Annotated in this window: 23 protein-coding genes; 18 read left to right on the top strand and 5 right to left on the bottom strand. The window is 68.5% G+C overall.

Features of this window, described 5'->3' with window-relative positions; all coding sequences use genetic code 11:
* Window positions 1–10: 10 nt before the first annotated feature.
* Complete coding sequence (locus AC0KUR_RS12095) at window positions 11–796, top strand: YhfC family intramembrane metalloprotease (protein WP_473375948.1); 786 nt, start codon at window positions 11–13, stop codon at window positions 794–796.
* 164 nt (window positions 797–960) lie between these two features.
* Complete coding sequence (locus AC0KUR_RS12090) at window positions 961–1,539, top strand: hypothetical protein (protein ID WP_175029032.1); 579 nt, start codon at window positions 961–963, stop codon at window positions 1,537–1,539.
* A 15-nt stretch (window positions 1,540–1,554) separates the two neighbouring features.
* Here AC0KUR_RS12090 and AC0KUR_RS12085 read toward each other — a convergent pair whose 3' ends face one another.
* Entirely contained in the window at window positions 1,555–2,139 is a 585-nt protein-coding gene (locus tag AC0KUR_RS12085; RefSeq protein ID WP_034187715.1) for a TetR/AcrR family transcriptional regulator, read from the bottom strand.
* A gap of 338 nt (window positions 2,140–2,477) precedes the next feature.
* Between AC0KUR_RS12085 and AC0KUR_RS12080 the strand changes: the two genes are divergently transcribed.
* Window positions 2,478–3,182: an SDR family oxidoreductase gene (locus tag AC0KUR_RS12080; RefSeq protein ID WP_473375947.1), complete on the top strand. Its 705-nt coding sequence runs from the start codon at window positions 2,478–2,480 to the stop codon at window positions 3,180–3,182.
* A 58-nt stretch (window positions 3,183–3,240) separates the two neighbouring features.
* Here the strand turns inward: AC0KUR_RS12080 and fabV are convergent, their stop codons facing one another.
* Window positions 3,241–4,443 (bottom strand): enoyl-ACP reductase FabV, encoded by a 1,203-nt coding sequence (gene fabV, locus AC0KUR_RS12075; protein ID WP_473375946.1) that lies wholly within the window; start codon window positions 4,441–4,443, stop codon window positions 3,241–3,243.
* A 165-nt stretch (window positions 4,444–4,608) separates the two neighbouring features.
* Here fabV and AC0KUR_RS12070 point away from each other — a divergent pair, with 165 nt between their 5' ends.
* From AC0KUR_RS12070 to AC0KUR_RS12045, 6 genes are all read left to right on the top strand, one after another.
* Window positions 4,609–5,142, top strand: coding sequence for a GbsR/MarR family transcriptional regulator (locus tag AC0KUR_RS12070; RefSeq protein ID WP_034187718.1), 534 nt, complete (start codon window positions 4,609–4,611; stop codon window positions 5,140–5,142).
* 88 nt (window positions 5,143–5,230) lie between these two features.
* The gene (locus AC0KUR_RS12065; protein ID WP_473375945.1) at window positions 5,231–6,553 is read left to right on the top strand and encodes an SDR family oxidoreductase; all 1,323 of its coding nucleotides are present in this window, start codon (window positions 5,231–5,233) and stop codon (window positions 6,551–6,553) included.
* A complete protein-coding gene (locus tag AC0KUR_RS12060; protein ID WP_034187719.1) occupies window positions 6,550–7,020 on the top strand; it encodes a DUF2269 family protein in 471 nt (156 codons plus the stop codon). The genes AC0KUR_RS12065 and AC0KUR_RS12060 overlap by 4 nt, the downstream gene beginning before the upstream one ends.
* Window positions 7,021–7,113: 93 nt before the next feature.
* Window positions 7,114–7,983, top strand: a complete 870-nt coding sequence (locus AC0KUR_RS12055; RefSeq protein ID WP_124608530.1) for a thiol-disulfide oxidoreductase DCC family protein — start codon at window positions 7,114–7,116, stop codon at window positions 7,981–7,983.
* A complete protein-coding gene (locus AC0KUR_RS12050; protein WP_473375944.1) occupies window positions 7,980–9,479 on the top strand; it encodes a TIGR01777 family oxidoreductase in 1,500 nt (499 codons plus the stop codon). Before AC0KUR_RS12055 ends, AC0KUR_RS12050 begins: the two co-directional genes overlap by 4 nt.
* 72 nt (window positions 9,480–9,551) lie before the next feature.
* A complete protein-coding gene (locus tag AC0KUR_RS12045; protein WP_124608532.1) occupies window positions 9,552–10,175 on the top strand; it encodes a glutathione S-transferase family protein in 624 nt (207 codons plus the stop codon).
* A gap of 81 nt (window positions 10,176–10,256) precedes the next feature.
* On the opposite strand, the gene AC0KUR_RS12040 is transcribed toward AC0KUR_RS12045, so the two are convergent.
* Window positions 10,257–11,669 (bottom strand): serine hydrolase domain-containing protein, encoded by a 1,413-nt coding sequence (locus AC0KUR_RS12040; protein ID WP_473375943.1) that lies wholly within the window; start codon window positions 11,667–11,669, stop codon window positions 10,257–10,259.
* A 242-nt stretch (window positions 11,670–11,911) separates the two neighbouring features.
* Between AC0KUR_RS12040 and AC0KUR_RS12035 the strand changes: the two genes are divergently transcribed.
* From AC0KUR_RS12035 to AC0KUR_RS12015, 5 genes are all read left to right on the top strand, one after another.
* Window positions 11,912–12,331 (top strand): HIT family protein, encoded by a 420-nt coding sequence (locus tag AC0KUR_RS12035; protein WP_473375942.1) that lies wholly within the window; start codon window positions 11,912–11,914, stop codon window positions 12,329–12,331.
* 252 nt (window positions 12,332–12,583) lie between these two features.
* The gene (locus AC0KUR_RS12030) at window positions 12,584–12,748 is read left to right on the top strand and encodes a hypothetical protein (protein ID WP_167361907.1); all 165 of its coding nucleotides are present in this window, start codon (window positions 12,584–12,586) and stop codon (window positions 12,746–12,748) included.
* Between the two features lie 155 nt (window positions 12,749–12,903).
* Window positions 12,904–13,563, top strand: coding sequence for a methyltransferase family protein (locus AC0KUR_RS12025; protein ID WP_069705710.1), 660 nt, complete (start codon window positions 12,904–12,906; stop codon window positions 13,561–13,563).
* A 379-nt stretch (window positions 13,564–13,942) separates the two neighbouring features.
* Window positions 13,943–14,383: a hypothetical protein gene (locus AC0KUR_RS12020; protein WP_034187726.1), complete on the top strand. Its 441-nt coding sequence runs from the start codon at window positions 13,943–13,945 to the stop codon at window positions 14,381–14,383.
* Between the two features lie 786 nt (window positions 14,384–15,169).
* Window positions 15,170–16,006 carry a bifunctional allantoicase/(S)-ureidoglycine aminohydrolase gene (locus AC0KUR_RS12015; protein WP_069705711.1) on the top strand — a complete coding sequence of 279 codons (837 nt, stop codon included), beginning with the start codon at window positions 15,170–15,172 and terminating at the stop codon, window positions 16,004–16,006.
* Between the two features lie 114 nt (window positions 16,007–16,120).
* On the opposite strand, the gene AC0KUR_RS12010 is transcribed toward AC0KUR_RS12015, so the two are convergent.
* A complete protein-coding gene (locus tag AC0KUR_RS12010) occupies window positions 16,121–17,056 on the bottom strand; it encodes a LysR family transcriptional regulator (protein ID WP_034187728.1) in 936 nt (311 codons plus the stop codon).
* Between the two features lie 377 nt (window positions 17,057–17,433).
* On the opposite strand from AC0KUR_RS12010, the gene AC0KUR_RS12005 reads away from it, so the two are divergent.
* Genes AC0KUR_RS12005 through AC0KUR_RS11995 form a run of 3 tightly spaced genes read left to right on the top strand, consistent with a single transcriptional unit; the run spans window position 17,434 to window position 20,252 of the window.
* Window positions 17,434–18,870, top strand: coding sequence for an NAD-dependent succinate-semialdehyde dehydrogenase (locus AC0KUR_RS12005; protein WP_059559038.1), 1,437 nt, complete (start codon window positions 17,434–17,436; stop codon window positions 18,868–18,870).
* Between the two features lie 12 nt (window positions 18,871–18,882).
* Window positions 18,883–19,260 (top strand): carboxymuconolactone decarboxylase family protein, encoded by a 378-nt coding sequence (locus AC0KUR_RS12000; protein ID WP_034187730.1) that lies wholly within the window; start codon window positions 18,883–18,885, stop codon window positions 19,258–19,260.
* A complete protein-coding gene (locus AC0KUR_RS11995; RefSeq protein WP_473375941.1) occupies window positions 19,257–20,252 on the top strand; it encodes an NAD(P)H-quinone oxidoreductase in 996 nt (331 codons plus the stop codon). The genes AC0KUR_RS12000 and AC0KUR_RS11995 overlap by 4 nt, the downstream gene beginning before the upstream one ends.
* Before the next feature lie 177 nt (window positions 20,253–20,429).
* Here the strand turns inward: AC0KUR_RS11995 and AC0KUR_RS11990 are convergent, their stop codons facing one another.
* Window positions 20,430–21,230, bottom strand: a complete 801-nt coding sequence (locus AC0KUR_RS11990) for an aminoglycoside phosphotransferase family protein (RefSeq protein WP_473375940.1) — start codon at window positions 21,228–21,230, stop codon at window positions 20,430–20,432.
* Window positions 21,231–21,474: 244 nt separating this feature from the next.
* Between AC0KUR_RS11990 and AC0KUR_RS11985 the strand changes: the two genes are divergently transcribed.
* Window positions 21,475–23,595 carry a penicillin-binding protein 1A gene (locus AC0KUR_RS11985; RefSeq protein WP_473375939.1) on the top strand — a complete coding sequence of 707 codons (2,121 nt, stop codon included), beginning with the start codon at window positions 21,475–21,477 and terminating at the stop codon, window positions 23,593–23,595.
* The last annotated feature ends 6 nt before the right edge of the window (window positions 23,596–23,601 follow it).

Raw genomic sequence — 23,601 nt, 5'->3', positions numbered from 1 at the left:
GACAGCCGTCATGCATCCCGTCGCCCCGGCGCTGCTGTGCGCCACGCTGGCGGCCGGTGTCGCGGCACTGATCGCGCCGGTGTGGCTCGCGGTCCGCTGGCGGCGCCGCACGCAGGTGCCGCTGCGCGTGTTTTGCTACGGCATGCTGACCTTCTTCGTGTTCCAGCCGCTGCTGCGCCTGTCGTGGCAGGCGCAGCTGTTCCACTGGCTCGGAACCAGTCCGCGCTGGCATCTGCCGATGCTCGTGTTCGCCGCGTTGACGGCCGGGCTCTTCGAGGAATGCGGGCGCTGGGTCGCGTTCCGGTATCTGCTGCCGAAGCGGCACGATGCGCGGACGGCCGTGATGCTCGGGCTCGGGCACGGCGGGCTGGAAGCGATGCTGCTGGTCGGCGTGGGGTTCGTCGCGCTCGGCACCGGCTACCTGCTCGCGCACGCGGGTGTCGCCGTGCCGGCCGGCATGCGCTCGCTGATCGGGTCGGAGTTCGCGGGGATGACGCTCGTGTCGCCGCTGCTCGCGCTGTTCGAGCGCGTGAGCGCGATGGCCGCGCATGTCGGGCTGTCGCTGATCGTGCTGCAGGCGTTCGTGCGCGGCGCGAAACGCTGGCTCGCGTATGCGATCGCGTTCCATTTCATGTTCGACCTTGTCGCGGTGCTGCTGACGCGGTACTGGCACGTCGAGACCGTGCTGGTCGAGGTGCTCCTGTTCGTGTGCAGCGCGGGATTGCTGTGGCTGGGCGTGCGCGTGAGCCGCCGCGGAGCGGGCGCCGGCGCGACCCGCACGGAGCATGCCGCGTGACGCGAGTGGCCGGCGTCGGTCGTACGCGGCGCCTTCGCGGCCGCGCCGGGCGCTGCCCGGCGGCCGGTTTGCCCGCGGCATGAAAAGCCGGGCCGGAAGCGCCGCCGGTCCGATACCATTCACGCCGGAAGACTTCAACGAAACGCCAGGGAACCTCCGCCTCGATGAAACGCTCACACGTCGCCTTCGCCCTCACGGGCCTGCTCGTTGCGCTGCCGATTGCCGCGTATGCGCTCGTCAAGCCGCTGCGCATCGTCGCGCCCGCGCTGCTGCCCGGCGTGTCGTGCCCGAGCGCCGACATCTGCACGGACGATGCCGCGAAGCTCGGCGACGCGCAGCGGCTGTATCGCGACGGCTATGCGCGCGCGGCGGCGGCCGTCGGCCCGTTTCACGATGCGCCGCGCGTCGTGTTCTGTTCGACGCGCGCGTGTGCCGACGCGTTCGGCCTGGGCGCGCGCGCGGCGCTGACACTCGGCAATTTCGGGGTGGCCGTCGCGCCGCGCGGCTGGACCCCCTATTTCATCGCGCACGAGCTGATCCATCATCGTCAGGCCGAAGTGCTCGGCAACCTGGCCGTCGCGACCAAGCCGCGCTGGCTGATCGAGGGGATGGCGTATTCGCTCAGCGACGATCCGCGCCATCCGCTCGCGCAGCCGTTCGAAGCGTGGCGCACGCGTTTCGATGCGTGGCATGCGGCGCTCGGCGGGCAACCGCTGTGGGATGCCGCGCGGGCGGTCGAGTAGCGCGGGAGGGCGGCGTTACGCAGGCGTGCCCGGATCGCCGCGTCCGGCGCCCAGCGTCTTGCGTCCCGCGTCGAGGATCTCGTCGGCCAGCGCGCGATCGGTGCCCGCGACCGCGCGCGACAGCACGAGCGCGCCGACCATCTGGCTGAAGACCGCCAGCGTGTCGCGACGTGTCTGCTCCGGCGTCGCGCCTTCGGCCGCCACCATCGGCGCCAGCCGGTCGAGATACGCGGCGAGACCGTGCGCGTAGCATGCGCGCGCCGCGTCGGTCAGCCGCGCCGCGTCGCCGGCGAAGCCGGACAGCGGGCACCCGGCCTCGACGTTGTCGCGATGCGCGGCCGACAGGTACGCCGCCACCTGCGCGTCGAGACTGCCGGCGTTCGGCGAATCGGCGCGGTCGTGCATCGCCTTTTCCATCACTTCGGCGACGAGCGCGTCTTTCGACTTGAAGTGGTTGTAGAAGCCGCCCTGCGTGAAGCCGGCTTCCTTCATCAGCTCCGTCAGCCCGACGGCATCGACGCCGCGCGCGCGGAACAGCCGCTCGGCGGCCGCGACGATCGCGCTCCGGTTCTCGGCGGCCTGCTGTCTTGATACGCCCATCGATCCCTCCCTGATTTTGCCGATCGCGTCGATTGGAAAACACAATGGCGATCACCATTGACATGAGGGCGTGGCGCGAACAGAATGCACCGCAAAGACAATGGTGATCGACATTGACATCGAGTGTAGTCGACTTGGCCGGCGATGCAAAGCCACGGCCGGACACGGATGGCAGTCGGTCGGCGTCTTTGGCGCCGCGGCTATCGGGCGGCGGACGGCTCGCCGCCCGCCGTCGGCGGCGCACCGGTTCGGCAAGCAATGGCAACCTCGTTTTCCACCGGATCTCATGCGCGCGGCGAGCCGGCGCGCAGGCGATTCATCATGCGAAAGGAACGATCATGAAGATCGAAGGTGCAGTCGTTTTCGTGACGGGCGCGAACCGCGGGCTCGGGCTCGAGTTCGCGAAGCAGGCGCTCGCCAGAGGCGCGCGCAAGGTCTATGCGGCGGCGCGCGATCCGGCCACCGTGACGCTGCCGGGCGTCGTGCCCGTGAAGCTCGACGTGACCGATCCGGCGGCCGTCGCCGCGGCGGCCGATGCGGCCCGCGACGTCACGCTGCTGATCAACAACGCCGGCATCGCGCGGCTCGGCAGCCTGACGGACGACGGCGCGCCCGACGCGCTGCGCGAGCACTTCGAAACCAACGTGTTCGGGATGCTGGCGATGTCGCGGGCGTTCGCGGGCACGCTCGCCAGCCACGGCGGCGGCGCGATCCTGAATATCCTGTCGGTCGCGAGCTGGGTGAACCGGCCGATCCTGTCGGGCTACGGCGTGTCGAAATCGGCCGCGTGGGCGCTGACCAACGGGCTGCGCCATTCGCTGCGCGAACAGCATACGCAGGTCGTCGGGCTGCATGCGGGGTTCATCGATACCGACCTGACGGCCGGCCTCGACGTGCCGAAGGCCACGCCGGCCGACGTCGTGCGCCAGGCCTACGAGGCAATCGAAGCAGGAGAAGAGGAGGTGTCGACCGACGAATTCACGCGGCTAGTGAAGGCCACGCTGTCGTCGGGCGTCTATCTGGAAGAGCCGGCGCCGCGTTGACGCGGCCGGCAACGCGGCCCCGCCGCCCGCTCGATGAGCGCGGCGGCGGGGCGTTTCGTCAGACCGTCGTGTCGATGATGCCCGGGATCTTCACGTCCGGGTTCACGTCCGCGTCGTAGTCGACACCGGCGATCTCGAAGCCGAACAGCCGCAGGAAGTCGGTCTTGTAGCCGGCGAAGTCGGTCATCTCGTACAGGTTCTCGTTGGTCACCTTGTCCCACATCGCGACGACCTTCTCCTGCACCTGCGGATCGAGCTCCTTGTAGTCCGCGCGCAGGCGGCCTTCCGCGTCGATGTGCGGCGTCGCGCCGTACAGGCTGTCCTTCAGGAGCCCGTACACCTGCTCGATGCAGCCTTCGTGCGTGCCGGCTTCCTTCATCACCTTGAACAGCAGCGACAGGTACAGCGGCATCATCGGGATCGCCGAGCTGGCCTGCGTGACGACGGCCTTCAGCACCGACACGCGGGCATCGCCGCCGTGCGCGGCCAGCTTGTCGCGGATCGACAGCACCTTCTTGTCGAGATCCTTCTTCGCTTCGCCGATCGAGCCGTTCCAGTAGATGTCGTGCGTGATCTGCTCGCCGAGATACGTGAACGCGGTGGTCTTCGCGCCGTCGGCCAGCACGCCGGCGTCGGCCAGCGCGTCGATCCACATCTGCCAGTCCTCGCCGCCCATCACCGCGACGGTGCCGTCGATCTCTTCCTGCGTCGCCGGTTCGAGCGCGACGTCGCGGATCACTTCCTTGTCGGTGTCGAGGCCGCGGAACGTGACGGCCTTGCCGACCGGCTTGAGCGTCGAGCTGATCGTCTCGCCCGTCTTCGGATGCGTGCGGCGCGGTGCCGCGAGGCTGTAGACGACCAGATCGACCTTGCCGAGATCCTGCTTGATGGTGTCGATCGTGACCTGCTTGACCTTGTCGGAGAATGCGTCGCCGTTGATGCTGCGCGCATAGAGCCCCTTTTCGGCGGCGAATTTCTCGAACGCGGCGCTGTTGTACCAGCCGGCCGTGCCGGGCTTCGTTTCGCTGCCGGCGCGCTCGAAGAACACGCCGAGCGTGTCCGCGCCCGAGCCGAATGCGGCCGAGATCCGGGCCGCGAGGCCATAGCCGGTCGACGCGCCGATCACGAGCACCTTTTTCGGGCCATTGGCGATCGGGCCTTGCGAAGTCACGTAGTCGATCTGTTCCTTGACGTTGGCCTCGCAGCCGACGGGATGAGTCGTCACGCAGATGAAGCCACGCACGCGCGGTTTGATGATCATGGAAAAACCTCTGTCTATCAGAAAGGCGGGGACGGCCTGAAATCGGAAAATCCCGCGCATTGTAAAGGAAGCGGCCGATCGCGGGCGGGCGCGGCCGGACGGTGTCGGATCGCCCCGGTTATTTCTCTCTTGACAGAAATAACTGAAATGAATAAATTTCCCGACATGGAACTCACACCGATTGCCGAACGATTCATTCTCCACTGGGGCGAAATGGGCTCGCGGTGGGGCGTCAACCGTACCGTCTCGCAGATTCACGCGCTGCTCTACCTGGCCGGCCGGCCGGTCGCGGCCGACGAGATCGCCGACACGCTCAACGTCGCGCGCTCCAACGTCAGCACGAGCCTGAAGGAGCTGCAGGCGTGGCGGCTCGCGAAGGTCGTGCACGTGCTGGGCGACCGCCGCGACCACTTCGAGACGTCGACCGACATCTGGGAGTTGTTCAAGCTGATCGTCGAAGGGCGGCGGCAGCGCGAGATCGAACCGACGCTCACGGTGCTGCGCGATTGCCTGACGAGTCCGGAGATCGCGAACGAAAGCCGCGAGACCGAACAGCGTATCCGCGACACGCTGCAGTTCGTCGAGACGCTCACGACCTGGTCGGACGAGATGCTGCGGCTCAAGCCCGATACGCTGATGAAGGCGCTCGGCATCGGCGCGAAGATCAGCCAGACGGTCAGGCGCAAGCCGTCGAAGTAAGCGGTAGCGGAAGTGCGGGCGGGCAGCCCGCTTTTTTTGGGGTTGATATTTCTGTCTTTACAGAAATAACTGTAAATAGAGGATGAAGATGAACGCAATCCTGCCGTCGGCCCGACAGCACGATCGCACCGGCGCGCGCAGTATCACCGTGCTCGTCTGCGGCGCGAGCGGCTTCATCGGGCGGGCGCTGTGCGCGCAGCTCGAAGCCGGCGGCCATCACGTGCTGCGCGGCGTGCGTCACGCGGCCGGCCCGCGCGACATCGCGATCGACTTCGCGCGGGACGTCGATCCGCAGGCGTGGCTGCCGCGGCTGACGGGCGTCGACGTGGTGGTCAACGCCGTCGGCATCCTGGCCGACCGACGCGGCGCGACGCTCGACGCCGTGCACCGCGCCGCGCCGTGCGCGCTCTTCACCGCATGCTGCCGCGCCGGCGTGCGGCGCGTGATCCAGATCTCGGCGCTCGGCGTCGAGCGCGGCGAGACGCGGTACTTCGCGAGCAAGCACGCGGCCGACCGGTTCCTGCGGACGCTGCCGATCGATTCCCGCATCGTGCGCCCCGCGCTCGTCTACGGCGCGGCCGGCGCGTCGGCGCGGTTGTTCCGGATGCTCGCGAGCCTGCCCGTGCATGTGCTGCCGGCGGGCGGCCGTCAGCGGCTGCGCCCCGTGCACGTCGACGATCTCGCGGAAGTCGTCGCGCGGATCGTCGTGCAACCGGACGATGCGGCGGAGGCCGGCAACCGGGTGATCGACGTGGTCGGCGGCGACGAAGTCGAATACCGCGAGATGCTGGCCTGCTACCGGGCCGCGCTGGGGTTTCCGCCGGCTGCGCGCGTGACGCTGCCGGGCCCGCTGGCCGGCGCGGCGGCCGTCCTGTCCGGCATGCTGCCGGGCGCGATGTTCACGCGCGACACGTGGCTGATGCTGCGCGGCGGGAACACCGGCGATCCGTCGGCCACCGCGGCCGTGCTCGGCCGGCCGCCGCGCGGCATCGGCCGCTTCATCGGCACGGAAAGCGCTGCCGCGCTGCGCCGCGAGGCGCTCGCGATGTGGCGGCGCCCGTTGCTGCGCGGCGCGCTCGCGATCGTGTGGATCTGGACGGCCATCGCGAGCGCGTTCATCCATCCGCTGCACGCGAGCCTCGCGCTGCTCGCGCCTGCGCACCTGACGGGGCTGCCGGCGTTGTTTGCGCTCTATGGGGCCAGCGCGCTGGACTTCGCGTTCGGCATCGCGACCGTCGCCGCGCCTTCGCGGCGCCTGTGGGCTGCGCAAGCGGCGCTGATCGTCGCGTATTCGGCCGTGATCGCGGTCACGATGCCGGGCCTGCTGGCCGAACCGTTCGGTCCGGTGCTCAAGAACGTGCCGATTCTCGCCATCCTGTTGATCCTCTTTTCAGAAGAAGAACGCGCATGAATACCTATCTCGTCATCAAGGCGCTTCACATCCTGTCCTCGGTGCTGCTGGTCGGCACGGGGTTCGGCACCGCGTTCTACCTGTTCTTCGCGAACCGCACGCGGTCGGTGCCCGCGATCGCGGCCGTGTCGCGGCTCGTGGTGCGCGCGGACGGGTGGTTCACGACGCCGGCCGTGATCTTCCAGCCGGCGTCCGGCTTGTGGCTCGCGCACACGGCCGGCTGGCCGTGGCATACGCCGTGGCTGCTCGCGTCGATCGTGCTGTACGCGGTCGCCGGTGCGTGCTGGCTGCCGGTCGTGTGGCTGCAGCTCGAACTGGCATCGATGGCGAGGCTCGCGCACGCGAACGGCGATGCCGCGCTGCCCGAGCGCTACTGGCGCTACGCGAAACGCTGGGAACTGCTCGGTTATCCGGCGTTTTTCGCGATGCTGACCGTCTACTTCCTGATGGTGGTCAAGCCGATGTAAGCGTGTCGCCGCCGTGCGGGCGCGGCGGTTCGAGGCACCGGCATGCAGTCGATCGATTCATGATGCTTTCGATAAAAAGAAGGAGTGCAAATCATGAGCGCAAGTGAACTGGAAGTTTACTTCGACGGGCGATGTCCGTTATGCGCCGCGGAAATTCGGCGTCTCGCGGCGCGCGACGCGCGACACCGGCTGACGTTCGTCGATATCGCCGAACCGGGCTTCGACCCGGCGCCGCTGGGCGTCGACCTGCCCGCGCTGAATCGCGAACTGCATGCGCGCCTGCCTGACGGACGCATGCTGACCGGCGTCGACAGCGTCGCGGCCGCCCATGCGCTGGCCGGGCGCCGCTGGCTCGCCTGGCTGCTGCGCGTGCCGGCCCTGCGCGGCGTGCTCGCACCGCTGTATCGCCGCTTCGCACGCAACCGGCAGGCCGTTTCGCGCTGGCTCGGGTATCACGCCGAAGCGCGCTGCGACGACGCGGCGTGCGGGATCGGCGAGGCCGCCGGACGCAGGGCATCAGCGCGCCCCGCACGCGACACCCGGCGCCGCGTCGTCGTGAACTGGATGGGGGCGGTCGCGATCGTGCACCTGCTGGTCGGCGCGGTCGTGCCGTGGATGGCCGGCGCGCCGTGGCTCGATGCCTATCACCGCGGCATCGAGCTGCATTTCTGGGCAGGAACGGCGCCCGACGCCGCACGTGCCCAGCAGGTCTGGTGGATGTCGCTGGCCGGCGCGACGGTACAGTGCGCGTCGGTCTGGATGTTCGCGCTCGTCCACCTCGGCAGCCGGTTGCGCAAACGGGAAGTGTGGGGCTGGCTGCTGGCCGGCCTGTCGATCTGGGCGCCGCAGGACATGCTGTTGTCGTGGCAGGCGCATGTGCGGGGCCACGTAGCGATCGACCTCGTCGCGCTCGTCGCGATGGTGCCGCCGCTCGTCTGGCTGTGGAGGAGGGATACCGTATGAACACCTTGCCTGCTTTCGACTGGGCGCTCAACCTGCTGATCGCGCAGGGCGCGATGGGCGCCTTCGATACGCTTTATCACCACGAACTCACGCAGGACCTGCCGCACAGCCCGCGCGCGCGGCTCGAACTGGCGATTCATGCGGTGCGTTCCGTGTTGTACGGCCTCGTGTTCGCATCGATCGCGAACGTTGCGTTTCACGGGGCGTGGGTGGCAGCGCTCGCGGCGGTCGTACTCGTCGAAGTGGCGCTGACGTTGTGGGACTTCGTCGTCGAGGACCAAAGCCGCAAGCTGCCGGCCACCGAGCGCGTGCTGCACACGCTGCTGGCCGTCAACGGCGGCGCGCTGTTCGGGATGATCGCGATGCAACTGGCCGTGTGGGCGCACGAGCCGACCGCGCTGCAGCCGCTCGATCCCGGCTGGCGCGGCTGGCTGCTCAGCCTGTTTGCCGTCGGCGTGACGATATCGGGTGTGCGTGACGGGATCGCCGCGTGCCGGATCGCGCGCCGTGTGCCGGCCGCCAATCCGTTCGCGGGTCAGCCGCCCGGCCACGTGCTCGTGACCGGCGGGACCGGCTTCATTGGCGAAACGCTCGTGAACCGGTTGCTCGATGCCGGGCATACCGTCACGCTGCTGGCGCGCGATCCGCTGCGCGCGGTCTACCTGTTTGACGGCCGCGTGCGCAGCGTGACGTCCGTCGAACAACTGCGGCCGCACGAGCGTGTCGACACGGTCGTCAATCTCGCGGGCGCGCCGGTGCTGGGCGCACGCTGGAGCAAGCGCCGGCAGGCGCGGCTGCTTGCGAGCCGCGTCGGCGTCACGCAGGCGCTGACGCGCTGGGTCGAGACCGCCGAGATCAAGCCGCGCACGTGGATCCAGGCATCCGCGATCGGCTACTACGGCGTGCGTCCGGCCGACGAGCGGCTCGACGAGGCCAGCAGCGCCGGCACCGGCTTCATGTCCGAACTGTGCCGGCAGTGGGAGCGTGCCGCGCAGCCGCTCGAACGCCACGGCGTGCGCACGGTGGTGCTGCGGCTGGGCATCGTGTTCGGCCCCGGCGGCGCGTTGCGCCCGATGCTGCTGCCGCATTACTTCGGGATGGGCGGGCGATTCGGCGACGGCGCGCAGGTGATGAGCTGGATTCACCGGGACGACGTGCTGCGGATCGTCGCGCGCGCGATGTCGAGCGCGGGCATGCGCGGCGTCTACAACGCGGTCGCGCCGGTGCCGCTGACCCAGCGCGCGTTCGTGCAGGTCGTGTCGAAGGTGCTGCGCCGCCCCGCGTGGCTGCACGTGCCGGCCGCGCCGCTGCGCGTCGCGATGGGCGAGATGGCCGAGCTGCTGCTGGACGGGCAGCGCGTGATGCCGGCGCGGCTGCATCGGGAAGGATTCATGTTCCGCTTCCCGACGGCCGAGCATGCGCTGCGCGACCTGACGAACCGGCCGCACACCGATTTCGCGGGGCCGGCCTGCCGTTTGCCCCGCCGTCGTGTATAAATTCGGCGTGAACGTGCGCGGGGCGTGTCCTGCGTCCCGCGCGCTCCGCATCCGACCTCACAAGGAGACTGCATGCTGCACGTCCTCGGCAAGATCCCGTCCATCAACGTCCGCAAGGTGCTGTGGCTGTGCACCGAACTGAACCTGCCGTTCGAACAGGAAGACTGGGGGGCGGGCTTCCGCACGACCCACGATCCGGCCTATCTCGCGCTGAATCCGAATGCGCTCGTGCCGGTCATCAAGGATGACGACTTCGTGCTGTGGGAATCGAACACGATCATCCGCTACCTCGCGAACCGCCATGGCGGCGACGCGCTCTATCCGGCCGAGCCTCAGGCGCGCGCACGGGTCGACCAGTGGATCGACTGGCAGGGCTCGGACCTGAACCGCTCGTGGGTCGGCGCATTCCTCGGCCTCGTGCGCAAGTCGCCCGATCACCAGGATCCGGACGGCATCGCGCAGTCGATCGCCGGCTGGACGAAGCACATGCAGGTGCTGAATGCGCAACTCGACAAGACGGGCGCGTACGTCGCCGGCAGTACGTTCACGCTCGCGGACATTCCGATCGGCCTGTCGGCGAACCGCTGGTTCGGCACGCCGTTCGCCCATCCGGAATTGCCGGCGGTGTCGCGCTATATCGAACGTCTCGCGACGCGCGAAGGCTTCAGGCAGTACGCGGGCAGCGCGAATCCGTAAAGCCGGGCAGGCCGCGTGTGAAGCAGCGGCGTTGCAAGCGCTGCCGCTTCACGCGCGCGTCATCGATTCACGCGCCCGCCGTCACGCGCCGGGCGCCGGCACCGCATCGAGCACGCGCGCGAGAAACGCCTCGTGATTCCACGCGGCCTCCGGCCGCGACAGCCCGAGCCGCACGACCACCAGCTGACGGCTCGGCACCACGCTCACGAACTGCCCTTCATGGCCGACCGCATGAAACGCGTCGGCCGGCATCGCGGGCGCGTTCGGATCGCGATCGTTGAACGGCTCCGGCACCTTGACCCACAGTTGCGCGCCGAACGTCTGCCGTGCCGACTGCGGCGTCGCGCGCGTCAGGTAACGCACCCAGCCCCGCGGCAGCAACTGCTGCCCGTTCCACCTGCCGTCCTGCAGCAGCAGTTGCCCGAAGCGCGCCCAGTCGCGCGCGTTCGCATACAGGTACGACGGCGCGACGAGCGTGCCGGATGCATCGGGCTCGAACACCGCACTGCGCATCCCGAGCGGCGCGAACAACGCGCGGCGCGGATACAAGAGATAGTCGCCGTCGCTGCCGCCGAGCGCTTCGCGCATCACACGCGCGACGATCGCGCTCGTGCCGCTCGAGTAGTACCACTGCGTGCCGGGTGTCGCGGCGAGCGGTTTCGCCGACGCGAACCGCGCCATGTCGGGCTGCGTGAACAGCATCACGGCGACGTCGGAGAGCGGGTCGTCATAGTCCTCGTTGAATTGCAGGCCGCTCGTCATCCGCAGCAGCTCGTCGAGCGTGATGGCCGCGCGCGCGTCGCCGCTGCCGCGCCATTCGGGCAGCAGCGCCGACGTATCGGGCGACAGCTTGTGCTGCGCGACGAGCGTGCCGATCAGCGCGGCCGTCACGGTCTTCGTCATCGACCAGCCGGGCAGCGGCGTATCGGCCGTGAAGCCGGGCGCGTAGCGTTCGGCGATCACCTGGCCGCGCCACATCACGACGACCGCGCGGGTGCGCCGCGGCCGCGCCGGATCGGGTTCGTCGAACGCGCGGTCGAGCGCGGTCCGCAGCTTGTGCGCGTCGATGCCGGCGGGCGGTGTGGCGGGGGCGGGCGGGGTGGCCGGCGGGTCGGGAAGCGGCGGCAACGCGGCCGGCAACGCGGTCGACGTCGCGCCGGGCGAGGGTCCGGGCGCGAGCGTGCAGCCGAGCCCTGGCCGGAAGTCGGCTTCGCGCTCGGCGAAACCGGCGAAGGTCGCCGTCGCGCGATGATGGTCGGGATCGATCGACGGGCGCACCAGCTTCAGCAGCGGATGCACGCCGGCCATGATGTCCACGTCGATCACGGACGCGGCCGGCCGGCCCGATACGAACACGCCCGAACACAGCGCCTTGGCCGCATAGCCGGTCGCGATCGGCGCGAGCCGGGACAGCATGTAGCCCGTGTAGCCGATCGCGGCAACGAGCGCGAGTGCGACACCGCGCAGCATCAGCTTCTTGAGGGGGATCGTCATGCGCGAGCGTCCTCGGTGGCGTGCCGGCCGGCAACGATCCGGCAGTGTCTCAGGTTTGGGCGATGCGTTGCAATCGCGGCCGCGTGACGTGCGATGACGACCGCATGCGTTCGCGTGGCCGTGTGTCCGGCGGTTCGCCCCGTGTTGCGCGTCGCGCAAGTTGATGTCCGGGCGGCCATCGGCCGATAATCGTCCGGCATTGGCCACCCGGCCCAACTGTCCAACCGAGATCGGAAAACGCCATGACCTACGACAACGACAACCCGTTCGCGAAAATCCTGCGCGGCGAACTGCCTTGCGTGAAAGTCGCCGAAGACGATGCGACGCTCGCGATCATGGACCTGATGCCGCAGGCCGACGGTCACGTGCTCGTGATCCCGAAGGAGCCGGCCGCGCAGATCTTCGAGCTGTCCGGCGACGCGGCCACGGCCGGTATCCGCATGACGCAGCGCGTCGCGGCGGCGGTGCGCGCGGCGCTCGAGCCGGACGGCGTGTTCATCGGCCAGTTCAACGGCGCGGCGGCCGGCCAGACGGTCCCGCACGTGCATTTCCACGTGATTCCGCGCCGGGAAGGCGTCGAGCTGCGGATGCATGCGCGCGAGATCGCGGACGCCGCGACGCTCGAGGCGCTCGCGCAGCGCATTCGTGCGCATTTCGTGTAACGGATCGATTGCATGCGGTCCGGCAAGGGCCCGGCGGCCGGCCGCCGCCCCGCACCCGACTGTTTCAGCGGTCATGCGAGGTAACACGTGTAACCGCCGGCGAAACTCGGCCGGCCAGGCCCGGCGCTAGACTCCGCGCATTGCATCATCGAGCGACACGAGAGGCGGATCGCCTCGTCGTGCCGGCCGCCGCCGTCGCGGCGGCGCGGCCTTCGCGAGATGCCATTCGTCTTTCGCGCCGGGAACCGAGCCATGTCCAGAATTCTCATCACGCTTGCCCTGATCGGCGGCCTGTCAGGCTGCTACGTCGCGCCGCCATACGGTTACGCGCCCGCGCCGGCCTACTACGGCTATGCGCCCGCGTATTACGCGCCGCCCGTCAGCGTCGGGATCGGCGGCAACTTCCGCATCCGCTGATCGCCTCCGGGCGGGCGTTCCGGCCGCAGGGGCACGGTGCGCCGCCTTTCGCCGGGCGATGCGCCCGGAGTCGCACACCGCATGACGGCGGCTCACGGCGCTTCGCGAGCGCGCTTCCTATACTTCACGGGAAAGCGCATCCCCGCGAGGCCGTCATGGCAGTGACCCCCAAGGTCGTCGTCCTGTCGAGCGTATCCACGCTCGTCTATCTCGGGCTCGCCGTTCTCGGCATCGGCGGGTTCGCCGCGTTCTTCTCGCATCCGCAGCTGACCGTCGTCGCGATCGCGACGCTCGCAATGGCCGTGGCCGCGCTGTTCACCGAAGGCAACCTGAGCAGCGGCGAGCGTGAAAATCGCGACAACCGCTGGGTGCTCGCCGCATTCGCGGTGAGCGGATTCCTGCTCGCCTACGTGCCCGCGCTGACCGACCGGCTCGATGTCTGGACCTTCGGCGGCGACACGGTGCGCTGGCTCGGTGTCGTGCTGTACCTCGCGGGCGGTGCGTTGCGTATCTGGCCCGTGTTCGTGCTCGGCAGGCGCTTCAGCGGGCTCGTCGCGATCCAGCCGGGCCATACGCTCGTGACCGACGGCATCTACCGCCATATCCGCAATCCGAGCTATCTCGGCCTGCTCGTCAATTCGGTCGGCTGGTCGCTGGTTTTCCGCTCGGGCATCGGCCTGCTGCTGGTCGGGCTGACGCTGGTGCCGCTCGTCGCGCGGATCCGCTCGGAGGAGGCGCTGCTGCGCGCGCATTTCGGCGCCGAATACGACGCGTATTGCGCGCGGACGTGGCGGTTGCTGCCCGGCGTGTACTGACCCCGTCATCCTTCCCCGTTGCCGTCGTTCGGGCGCCTGCTCACGACGCGTGCCCGATGTGTTGCCACGTGTGTCTCGAACGTGCGACGACGCGCAGGGCCGGGCTCTCTCCGCGCTGGTCGGGACCCTCGCCGGAGCCAATGCCGGCGCGGGTTTGGCGCAATTTCGGGGTGCCCGTCCGACCTTCGTTATTCGTAAACAACTTGTTACCAGAATGTCCACGGCAAGGCGGCGGGACCGGTGCTATTCTTCGCCGCAAGCTCATTGAAATGAATTGGTCCGCGGTTCGGCACAATGCCTCACCCGACGTCGATCGATTCAGATCGTCGTAGCGAGCGGACCTTCGATAACCAGATTGCGAACAAGGAAGAATACGGGAATGTGGAAGAAAATCGCCCCCGCTCTCGTCGTCGCCGCGCTGACCGGCACGACTGCACTGCCGGCGCTGGCCGGTGACATGAACAACGCGCTTGGCGGCGCGCTCGGCGGGGTAGCCGGCGCGGCAGTCGGCGGTGCGCTCGGCGGCAGCACGGGCTCGGTGATCGGCGGCGCCATCGGCGGCGGCGCGGGTGGCGCGGTGACGTCGAACCGTCGCGAGCGCACCGGCGCGATCATCGGCGGTGCACTCGGCGGCGGCGCGGGGACCGCGGCGGGCAACGCGATGGGCGGCCGCACGGGCGGCCTGCTGGGCGCGGCCGTCGGCGGCGGCGCCGGCGCGGCGCTCGGCGGCAACATGTCGCGCAGCTCGTACGAGCGCGACTACGGCGATCGCGGTTATCGCCACCGCAAGCATCGTCACCACCACCGCGACTGGGACTGATCGCCGCGGGCGCGGCACGGTGCGCGACATGCGCACCGGCGCGCCGACGGCGTCGGCACCCGACGCGAGATTCGGCCCGGCGGCCTGCCGGGCCGTCATCGCCGGCCTCACCGGCGTGTCCCTTCGGCTTCATCAGCCGCCGCCTTGCGCCCGATCGACGGGCCGGCCATCCATCTCCCCCCGTGTTTCCCCGTTGCTCGACGACCTGACCTGCCGCGCATGAACGCGTCCGGGCAGAATCGGCGTGCGCCATCGCGGATCGTTCTTCCGTCCGTTTCAGCCTGACGACCCCGTCGCAGCGATCCGCTGCCGCAAGCCCGTCGTTTCCCCCTCGATTCGCATGACCGGACATGACCTGGCCGCTGCCTGGCCGTCAGGATTTCCCTGATGGCCCGCCCGCCGCGCCATGGCCCTTCACCGCGCATCGCGGGCGCCGGCGGGTAGTGGGAAATCGAATGGATGTCATCGCAACATTTAATTGGTCGATCGCGATCGACTTCGCTATCGTCGGCGGTGCCCGCGTACGGAGTCGAACCGTGCCGCCCGCCGCGCCTCGCCGCATGACCGCGAGCGCCGCGGCCGGCCGCCGGACCCGACAACCCGGGTCGCCGCGTCCGATGAACCGGACGGACCCGACGCGAAGCCTGGCCGACCGAACGAAGGCGCACGCGCTTTCAAGCCACCCCGGCAACGATGTCCCGCCGCCGCATGCGTGCCCCACGCGCGTGCGAACCGCCCGATGCCGTTTGCGCCAGGGGCCGGACCAACCCATTGCCTGGATGCACTATGTCTAAGACAACGTATTACGCGCCGCATGGCGGCCACCCGCCGCAGACGGATCTGCTGACCGATCGCGCGATGTTCACCGAGGCGTACGCGGTGATCCCGAAGGGGGTGATGCGCGACATCGTCACGAGCTGGCTGCCGTTCTGGACGAACACGCGCCTGTGGGTGATCGCCCGCCCGCTGTCGGGTTTCGCCGAAACCTTCTCGCAGTACATCGTCGAAGTGAATCCGGGCGGCGGCAGCGACAAGCCCGAGCAGGACAAGCACGCCGAAGCCGTGCTGTTCGTCGTCGAAGGCGAGGCCGAGCTGACGCTGCAAGGCAAGCAGCACACGCTGAAGCCGGGCGGTTACGCGTTCATTCCGCCGGGCGCGGACTGGACGCTGCACAACGTCAGCGATGCCGCGGTGCGCTTCCACTGGGTGCGCAAGCACTACCAGGCCGTCGACGGCATTCCGCTGCCGGACGCATTCGTGACCAACGAGCAGGACGTCGAGCCGATCCCGATGCCGGGTACCAACGGCGCATGGGTGACGACGCGCTTCGTCGACATGAGCGACATGCGTCACGACATGCACGTGAACATCGTGACGTTCGAGCCGGGCGGCGTGATTCCGTTCGCGGAAACGCACGTGATGGAGCATGGCCTGTACGTGCTGGAAGGCAAGGCCGTCTATCGCCTGAACCAGGACTGGGTCGAGGTCGAAGCGGGCGACTTCATGTGGCTGCGCGCGTTCTGCCCGCAGGCCTGCTACTCGGGTGGCCCCGGCCGCTTCCGCTACCTGCTGTACAAGGACGTGAACCGTCACATGAACCTGTTGCTGAACCCGGCGCGCTAACGCGCCGCCACGCAGGTCGGACACGAAAGCCCGCCGGTGCAAGCCGGCGGGCTTTTCTTCATGGGTTTCCGTGAGTGTCCGGCGCGGCCCCGACCACGCCGACCGTGAAGCCGGTCATGCGACCGCGATGGCGAGTTCCTCCGCATACGCATTCAAGCGGTCACCGACCCGCACCTTCAGGACATCGATGAACCGTTTGATCTTCGCGTCGACGAACTGACGGGACGAATACACCGCATACACGTTGCGCTGGGCGGTGTGGAATTCGGGCAGGACGCGAACGAGCGATCCTTTGCGCAAATCGTCGATCGCCGAGAAGGCGGCGATCAGTCCGATCCCCGCGCCCTCCTGCAGTACCGTGGACATCGCATCCATGTCGTTGATACTGAAGTGCGATCCCGACGGACGATACACGGCCTCGCCGGCCTTGCCTTGCAGATGCCATTCGTCCGGTGCGTAATCGACCGTGCTGAGGCGCACGCACGTGTGATCGGCGAGATCTTCCACGCACTCGGGCGCCGGATGCCGCGCCAGATAATCGGGCGACGCCGCCAGAATGCAGTGGCTTGCGCCGATCTTCTGGCTCACGTACGCCGAGTCCGGCAGCGTGCGGGCAATCACGACCGCCACGTCGAGCTGCTCTTCGAGCAGATTCGGCATCCGCTGCGACAGCATGAGATCGACCGATACCTCCGGGTAGGCGCTCCGATAGGCCAGCACGGCTTGCGCAACAAGTTGGCGGCCCAATCCCGGAACCGCATGCACGCGCAATACACCACGCGGCTCCAGCAGCGCATCGCGGGCTTCCGCTTCCGCTCGTTCGATGTCCGAGAGGATCGCAACGCTGCGCTCGTAAAAACGCCGCCCCGCATCGGTCACCACGAGCCGTCGCGTCGAGCGCTGCAGCAACCGCGTGTTGAGATTGTCCTCAAGTACCGATACCGCTCGGGAAATGTTGCCGACAGTCGTATCGAGGTGGTTCGCGACCGCCGTGAAACTGCCCATCTCGACCACTTTCGCAAACACCGACATGGTGTGAACCTTGTCCATTACGCACCCTGGCTTTGAATTTTTCGTCGAATCGCCGCGTTCCGGCCCGCGCGAGCCTGTGATGATAGGGCCCGTGCCTGTTTCGTGCCGTCAGCGTGAAATCCAGTGTCGTTTTTATGCATCCTTGCAATATGCCTTCGTGCCGACGGGGCGATTTTCTCTCCACAGACAAGATTCATTCTTTCCGGCCCCTCTAAGTTGCCGCCCGCTTCACGCCTAGACTGAGTCCCGAAGTCAGGCAGTCGGAGCACCGACGTTTCGAACCCGGGCCCAGCCCGATGCGGCGGATCATCCCGACACGGCGCGGCGCGGGTTCTCCTGTCCGGCTCGCCGCGAACTTAAATTGAATCGTAATCCTAAACATAGAGGTCAATGCCATGGACATCACGTACGACGCACTTCATCTTTTCATCAACGGCGAATGGATCGACGCGGGCGAACGCGAAACGGCGCCGGTGATCAATCCCGCCACGCAAATCGAGATCGGACGCGTCCCGCTGGCGACGGCAGCCGATCTGGATCGCGCCCTGCAAGTCGCCGCCCAGGCGTTCGACGTCTGGCGCCGCACCGTGCCGGCCGAACGCGCGCGCATTCTCAAGCGCGGCGCGGAACTGATGCGCGAGCGTGCCGAGCACATCGCTACCGTCATGACGCTCGAGGAAGGCAAACCGCTGGCGGAAAGCCGCGACGAAGTCCTGCGTGCGGCCGACTACTTCGAATGGTTCGCCGAAGAGGCGCGCCGCATCGACGGCCGCGTCGTGCCGTCCAACCGCCCGGGTGTGCAACAGCTCGTGAAGAAACAGGCGATCGGGCCGGTCGCCGCATTCACGCCGTGGAATTTTCCGGCGATCACCCCGGCGCGCAAGCTCTCGGCCGCACTCGCCGCCGGATGCAGCGTCATCATCAAACCCGGCGAGGAAAGCCCCGCCACGGCGCTCGCGCTGGCGCGCGCACTGGATGACGCCGGTTTGCCGAAGGGCGTGCTTCAAGTCGTATTCGGCGTGCCCGACCAGGTGTCGAAGCACCTGATCGCGTCCCCGGTCATCCGGAAGGTGACGTTCACGGGCTCGGTGCCGATCGGCCGTCTGCTGTCGGCGCGCGCGGCCGAAGGCGTCAAGCCCATCACGCTGGAACTGGGCGGCCACGGGCCCGTCCTCGTATTCAACGATGCGGATGTGGAAAAGGCCGCGGTCGAAGGCGCGGCGAATCGCTTTCGCGGCACGGGCCAGATCTGCATCTCGTCGACGCGCTTCCTGATCCAGCGCGACGTCTACGACGCGTTCGCCGGTCACTTCGTGCGTGCGGCCAACGCGCTCAAGGTCGGGAACGGCATGGAGGCCGGCACGCAGGTCGGGCCGCTGGCGAATCCGCGCCAGCTTGCCAAGATGGAGGAACTCGTCGCCGACGCGGTGGAACGTGGCGCAACGGTTCTGGCCGGCGGAAAGCGCATCGAGGGCGAAGGGTACTTCTTCGAGCCCACGGTCCTCGCCGACGTGCCGAAGGACGCGCGCGTGATGCACGAAGAACCGTTCGGCCCGATCGCGGTGCTGATGCGCTTCGATGGCCTCGCCGACGGGCTCGCCGAAGCGAACCGGTTGCCGTACGGGCTCTCCGCCTATGCGTTCACGAGCAGTGCGCGCATGGCCATCGATGTCGCGGACGGTCTCGAGGCCGGCATGATCGGCATCAACCAGTACCGCATCGTTTCGACCGAACTGCCGTTTGGCGGCATGAAGGAAAGCGGCCACGGCTCGGAAGGCGGTGCCGAGGGCATCGAGTACTACCTCACGCACAAGTTCGTCAGCCAGGCTTGAAGGGGAATCGCCATGTCTCACGCAGATTTCGGCAGCCCGCGGGAAGCCGCCCGCGCCTTTACGCCGACGCTCTCGGCATTCGTCGACGACACGCTCTATCCGCGGATCTGGAGCGATCCGGCGCTCTCGCCGCGCGACCGCAGCCTCGTGACCGTCGCCGCGCTGATCGCGGGGGGCCACCTCGACGAGTTGCCGGCGCACCTGCGCCGCGCGTTGACGAACGGCGTAACGCGCGAAGAACTCGCCGCGGCGATCACTCACCTCGCGTTCTATGCGGGGTTCCCCGCGGCGATCTCGGCATCCGCCGCGGCGCAGGCGACGCTTGGCGCACCAACCCGGTCCGACGATTTCGCCGGCCATTCATCCACGACGCAGGAAGGTTCGAAATGAAAGCCATCACATTCAACGAATTCGGCGAGGCCGAGGTTCTCCAGCTCGCCGAGGTCCAGGCACCCGAGGTTCGTCCCGACGATCTGCTGGTACGCGTCCATGCCGCGGGCGTGAATCGCGCGGATCTGACGCATCGGCGAGGCGGATACGGCCGGCCGAACTTCGGCGATTCGACGATCATGGGGCTCGAAATCGCCGGCGAGGTGATCGAGACCGGACCTGCCGTGCAGGGTTACAAGGTCGGCGATCGTGTCATGGGCGTCGTGGGCGGCGGGGCCTATGCGGAACTGGCGCGCATCGACTGGAGAATGGCGATGCCCATTCCGGCGACGATCGACTACGTGCATGCGGCTGCCATACCGGAAGTCTTCGTCACCGCACACGAAGCGTTGTTGCATCTTGGCCGCTTGCAGCGCGGCGACTCGGTGCTCATTCATGCCGCGGCGGGCGGGGTCGGTTCCGCGGCGGTCCAGTTGGCCTATGCAACCGGTGCGACGATATTCGCGACTGCCGAAGCTTCGAAGCTGGAACGGATCGTTCAACTGGGTGTGGACCATGCGATCGACTACAAGACGCAGGATTTTTCGGAAGTCGCTGCCAGCAGGACGGACAAACGCGGTGTCGATGTCGTGATCGATTTCGTGGGCGCGCCGTATTTTTCCCGGAATGTCGCGTCATTGGCAAACGGTGGCCGGCTGGTGCAGGTCGGCATACTCGGCGGCGGCGGTGACGTGAGCGTGGGTCTCGAACAGATCCTGTACCGTCATCTGCAAATCATCGGCACGGTGATGAAGTCGCGCGACCCGCGCGAGAAACACGCGATGGTGCGGCGGTTTCGCGAACATTGGCTGGACCGCTTCGCGGGCGGGGCAGGCCTGGAGCCGGTCGTCGACAGCGTGTTTCCGCTCGCCGATGCCGCGGCCGCTCATCGACGGATGGAGTCGGCCGTGAACGTGGGCAAGATCATCCTGACGATGAACGAAAACAGCTGACGTGACGCTTGTTCACGTCGCATGCCGGCGCATGAAGCCGTCCGGCAGTTGCGTGGAGCGAAGCGGCCCCTCGGCGCAACCAGCGCGAGCGACCGCTTCCGGCCGGATACCGGTTGTCCTCGCCGCTTTCCCTTGGAAATCCGGTATGGACCCGCTCTTCACGGTCGGGGCGTATTGCTACAGACCGAGCGCGATTGCCGCGAGTTGCGCAACCTGCAGCCGCGTATCGGGCGGCAGGCCGTCTTCCATCAACCATACGGCCGACAGGCCCGACCACGCGAGAATCCATTGCAGCCGCCGCTGCCGGTCGAGTTGCGCGGCGTCGGTCACGAGCGCGACGCGCCGCTCGAAACGCGCGGGATCGACCGCGATGTCGTGCGCGGGATTGCAGAACAGGTTCGCGTAGTCGAACGTGCGCTCGCCGCGCAGCCCCTTCGGGTCGATCGCGAGCCAGCCGCGATCGCCGAAATGCAGGAGGTTGCCGTGATGGATGTCGCCGTGCAGGACGACTTCGTCGACGGTCGGGGCGGTTTCGGTCAGCAGCTGGCGTGCGACCGCGGCCGAGCGGCGCAGCACGTCGTCGCCCGCGTCACGCGACAGCCATGCATGGAACCACTCGTGCAGCGGCACGACCGGAGGCAACCGCGGCGCTCGATGCGCGTGCAGCCGCGCGACGACGTTGCAGGCGATGCGTATCGTGTCGTCGTCGTGGCCCGCTGCCGACAATGCGGCGAGCGTCGGCGCCGGCTGCGCGCGTTCGAGCAGGATCGCGTCGCCGTCGTGCAGCCACACGCGGGCGGCGCCTTGCCCGTGCCACCAGGCCATCAGCGCATTGCCGCGCCGCTCCTCGTCGCAGGTGGCGACCTTCAGCATCGCGGGCCGGCCCTGCCAGACCACCGGCAGCAGGCCGCCGCTCGCGGTCAGGATCGCGCCGCCGTCGGGAACGAGGCCCCACAGGCCAAGGTATCGATCGAACATCACACGATGGTACAAGCGAACCGGAGCGCGTGCCGCGTGCGGGCCTGCGGCGACGATACGCCGCAGGCCCGCACATGCCGCGCGGAAGGCTTCCGGCGCGCTTTCCTGAATAAAATTTAGCCTGCCAAACTTTGGCTAAAGAATGTTCCGGTTTCGGGTGATCCCTTCGACAATGCGCGCCTTCCGTGAACGGTCGGCGCTCCTCTCGCGCCGGCCGTCGCGGGCACTGAAGAAGGAGCCCGACATGACCGACCACACCGCCAACCCGCCACCGCCACCCGCCCCGCCGCCGCGCCGCAGACGCGTGTGGCGCACGCTCGCGGGCGTGCTGCTGGGCCTGACGCTTGCGTGCGCGGGCATCGGCGTTTGGACGATCAATCGCATCTGGACGCAACTGCCGTCCGTCGAGCATCTGGCCGTCTATCGTCCCGCGCTGCCGCTGCGGATTTTCTCGCGCGACGGCGACCTGCTGGCCGAATACGGCGTCGAGCGGCGCGAGTTCGTGCCGCTCGAACGCATCCCGCCGCTGATGCGGCACGCGCTGCTCGCGGCCGAGGACGCGAAGTTCTACGCGCACGGCGCGGTCGATGTCGGCGGCCTCGCGCGCGCGACGTTCGCGAACGTCGTGACGGGGCAGCCCGGGCAGGGCGGCAGCACGATCACGATGCAGGTCGCGCGCAACTTCTACCTGACGCGCGACAAGGTGCTGAGCCGCAAGCTCGCCGAGATCCTGATGGCCGCCAAGCTCGAGCGCGAGTACAGCAAGGACAAGTTGCTCGAGCTGTACATGAACGAGATCTACCTGGGCGAGCGCGCGTACGGTTTCGCGGCCGCCGCGAACGTGTATTTCGGCAAGCCGCTCGACGCGCTGAGCGCGGGCGAAGCGGCCGTGCTCGCGGGGCTGCCGAAGGCGCCCTCCGCGTTCAACCCGGTCGTCAACCCGGCGCGCGCGACCGCGCGGCGCGACTACGTGCTCGGCCGCATGCATGCGCTCGGCCAGCTCGACGACGCGACGTATCGCGCGGCCGTCGATGCGCCGATCGTGCTGGCGACCACGCCGCCGCCGGGGATCGTCGCGGCGCCGTACGTCGCCGAGCGCGCACGCCGGATGATGGTCGAGCGGTTTCACGACGACGCTTACACGCTCGGCCTCGACGTGACGACGACGATCTCGATGCGCGACCAGCGCGCGGCCGAAGCAGCGCTCGAGCGCACGCTGAACCGGCAGCCGCGCGCGAAGCGCGATGCGCGCAATGGGCTCGAGGGCGCGCTCGTGTCGCTCGATGCGGCAACCGGCGACATGCTGGCACTGGTCGGCGGCGCGAATTTCAATCGCAACGTGTTCGACCATGCGCTGCAGGCGTATCGCCAGCCGGGCTCGAGCTTCAAGCCGTTCGTCTATTCGGCGGCGTTGGAGAAGGGCTACTTCCCGGGCGTGCTGGTCGACGACACGCAGCGCACGCTCACGCGCGCGGAAACCGGCGCGCAGCCGTGGCGGCCACGCAATTTCGGCAACCGCTACGAGGGCTTCATCCCGGTGCGGCGGGGGCTCGTGCGCTCGAAGAACCTGGTCGCGGTCAGCCTGATGCAGGCCACCGACGCGCGTTACGTGCAGCAGCATGCGGTGCGTTTCGGTTTCGACGCGCAGCGCAATCCGGCGTCGCTGCCGCTCGCGCTCGGCGCGGGCGCCGTGACGCCGCTCGAACTCGCGAGCGCCTACAGCGTGTTCGCGAACGGCGGCACGAGGATGGAGCCGCGCTTGATCCTGTCGGTGAAACAGCGTCACGGCGGCGCGATGTACGAGGCGACCGCGCCGTCGGGCGAGCGCGTCGTCTCGGCGCGCAACGCGTTCGTGATGGACAGCATGCTGCGCGACGTCGTGCGCGCCGGCACCGCGCGCGGCGCGCTCGCGCTGCGCCGCGACGACGCGGCCGGCAAGACGGGCACGTCGAACGGGTCGAAGGACGTATGGTTCGCCGGCTACTCGTCGGGCATCGTCGCGGTCGCGTGGCTCGGCTACGACACGCCGCGCCCGATGGGGCGCGCGACCGGCGCGACGCTCGCGCTGCCGGTCTGGCTCGACTACATGAAGACGGCCGTCGACGGGCGCACGCCGGTCGACGCGACGCCGCCGCAGGACGTCGCGCTCGTCGATGGCGACTTCGTCTACGCCGAATACGCGCACGGCGCCTGCACGGCCGACGTGCCGGCGTATATTCGCAGCCGCTTCGCGTGCGGCGGCGCGCCGGCAACCGACAAGCCCGACGCGCCGGGCGACAGCGGCAAGCCCGACGCGCCGATGCCCGCGGCTGTCGATGCGGCCGAGCGCGAACGTGTGCTCGACCTGTTCCGGACCGACGACTGACGCGCG

This window comes from Burkholderia sp. YHN3-13 (assembly GCF_055810675.1).
The sequence above is the reverse complement of the archived record's forward strand: the minus strand, read 5'-3'. Positions and strand labels throughout refer to the sequence as shown.